The sequence below is a fragment of the uncultured Campylobacter sp. genome, from assembly GCF_938045535.1.
Taxonomy (GTDB): domain Bacteria; phylum Campylobacterota; class Campylobacteria; order Campylobacterales; family Campylobacteraceae; genus Campylobacter_B.
The window spans coordinates 1-2,493 of sequence record NZ_CALIMQ010000164.1 but is presented as its reverse complement, the minus strand read 5'-3'; the positions used below and the strand labels follow the sequence as shown (position 1 = coordinate 2,493).

Genomic DNA, 2,493 nt, shown 5'->3' with positions numbered 1-2,493 from the left:
AGGGCATCCTATATACCCTTGTACTATATTGATCTCATTAAATTTAATTCCATTATCGAGCAATAGTTTAACAGTATTGGTAGCATTATTTTCTATCGCATAAGCCATAGCGGATAGCTTGTATTCATCTTTTTTATGTATATCCGCACCTAGCTTTATAAGCTCTTGAGTAGTATTCGCATCATCCCAAAAGCTAGAATACATCACGGGCGTTACCCCTCCGTCCATAGTGTGATCGACAGATAGATTATTATCTTTCATAAATTTTAAAATTTTATCAGTTTGCTTGCTTTTTAAAAGTCTTTTTAGCTCTACGTCTATGGCGGGTTCTTTAAATACGTTTTCTGGATTTGAATTGTAATCTATATCCCAGTAGCGAAATGCGAAGCTATCGACCTCTTCTTGGGTTACGTATTTGCTAAGGCCCGGCACTTTTGAGACATTTGTATCTGAAGTAACGGTAAAATGAGTTTGTTTGCGCTCCGTAAGACCCGATCTTTCGGCTAGCAGATACAGCGCGCATACGACCACAGCGCAGATAGCGTAAATAAACCGAAGTTTGAAGCTTTTCAAAATTTTCCCCTTAGAATTTTGCTCGCGACTATATCCAATGAGTACTTAATAAAATATAAATACTATATAGGCACGATAAGTAAAACTGACCGAAAAATGCCGTTAGGTCGGGTTTAAATGATGAAATATTTCAAGTAAATTTGGCGAACGAATGTCGTCATAGACCATATTTGCGTAATCGTATCCCTATTTGCACGCTACGCTAGGCTCTATATCCGAAGCTCGTTCGCCGTAAATTTTACCGCAACATCTTTGCGTAGGCTCTTCTTAAAAGCACAGACCACCAAAATGGTCGTAGTGCTAATAAGCGGCGAGCCGCTGCGCATCACAAAGAGCCGCTATTTTGCGGATCTGTTCGCAAGCTGCTCGCGCGGCTATGAAGTGCGCTTGGCGTCTATTTGCCGATAAAATTTTTCTGCAGCCACTCCATAGCTTTTTCTTCGCTTTCAAATCTGCCGCTTTTGGCGACTTGAAACTGCCCCTCGTAGAAGCGAATTCTGATACCGTCTTGGACGCTATCTACCTTGATGCGCGTGATCCTGTCTTTGTTTAGATAGGTTCGGTCGTTTAGCTTTACAAACATCGTTTTCTCCTTTAAATTTAATGGTTTTTATCTGCCGCTTTACTTGCGTCTTTCTCGCCCTCTTTTTTCAAAAAAAGCTCCTTAAAGCGCTCGTTTGCGTAGTTTTCTATATCGCTTTGCAGCTGCTTATATGCAGCGATCAGCTCATAGGCGCGTGCATTTAGCGTCGTGCCTGCGGCATTGCCGCCGCCTTGCTTGGTGCTAAAGAGCTCCTCTTGTAGATTTTTTTGTAAAATTTGCAGATGGCTCCAGCACTTTTTATAGTTCATCCCCAAAACCTCGGCGGCTTTAGAGATGGAGCCCGTTTGGGCGATCACATCTAGCACTTCGGTTTTGCCCTTGCCGAAAATGAGCTCGCCCTGCGCATTTTCGATCCAAGTTTTTGTTTTTACCCTCATTCTTTTGCCTTTCTTCTCCTTAAAGCAGCCCAGCTGACAATATTTCACGTCTATGCCGTGCTCCTTAAGCGTAGAGCGCACTGTATCAAACCCCACTCCGCCGCTAGCTACGGCTCGGGCGTCACGGCAAAAAATCCGTCTTTTCTCATCCAAAAGCGGATCTAGCTTTTGCAGCGCTTTTATGCTACCTCCGCTACATTGCAGCTTGCCGAATTGACCGAGTTCGCAGCGATCTATCCGTATCCCTTCGCGCGCCGCGAGATCTCCTACGACGCTTGCATCTACGCCTAATTTGGCAGCGATCTTAAACGCCGCGCCGCAATCAAGCTTGCCGCTTGGATTTAGTAAATTTAAAATCAGCCTTTTGATCTCGCTTGCTTTTTTATCGTCTATCTTAATATCTATCTCCATGCCGCCCTCTTAACTCAAAATTCTCTCTTCGCCGCTATAAATGTTTAAATTTTCGCGGCGAGCGAAGCCGCAAAGGGTAAGATCAAATTTACGTGCAATCACGACGCCGAGGCTCGTAGGAGCCGTACGCGAAACAAGCGCGCTAATGCCGCTCATCACGGCTTTGGCGACCATTTCGGAGCTTAGCCTGCCGCTTACCAAAAGAAGCGAGCCCTGCGTATCGCACCCCGCCAAAACCGCCTTGCCGACCGATTTATCGATGGTATTGTGCTGGGCGATATCCTCGCCGATAAAATACTCGCCGCCCGCGGTAAAGAGCTTTGCTGTGTGCACACAGCCCGTCATCTCGTAAAGCTCGCACTGCGTGTAAAACTCGCTCATCAAATTTAAAATTTCATTCTTAGCATTTAAAGTATCATCTAAATATAGACATTTTCTAATAAAACTTCTTTTGGAACCAACAATTAATATTAAATTTTTTGAGAATTTTTCTAATTCATCAAATGTTATATATTCTCTATTTCTATT

At 43.7% G+C, this 2,493-nt stretch carries 4 protein-coding genes; all 4 read right to left on the bottom strand.

Annotated features, from left to right (window positions below; translation table 11 throughout):
- A partial coding sequence (locus Q0095_RS05255) for an ankyrin repeat domain-containing protein (RefSeq protein WP_297882026.1) occupies positions 1 to 573 on the bottom strand: 573 nt, incomplete at its 3' end.
- Positions 574 to 967: 394 nt separating this feature from the next.
- Entirely contained in the window at positions 968 to 1,156 is a 189-nt protein-coding gene (locus Q0095_RS05250; RefSeq protein ID WP_005869215.1) for a hypothetical protein, read from the bottom strand.
- 17 nt (positions 1,157 to 1,173) lie between these two features.
- Positions 1,174 to 1,965 carry a LysR family transcriptional regulator gene (locus Q0095_RS05245; protein WP_297882023.1) on the bottom strand — a complete coding sequence of 264 codons (792 nt, stop codon included), beginning with the start codon at positions 1,963 to 1,965 and terminating at the stop codon, positions 1,174 to 1,176.
- Between the two features lie 9 nt (positions 1,966 to 1,974).
- A partial coding sequence (locus Q0095_RS05240; protein ID WP_297882021.1) for a formate dehydrogenase accessory sulfurtransferase FdhD occupies positions 1,975 to 2,493 on the bottom strand: 519 nt, incomplete at its 5' end.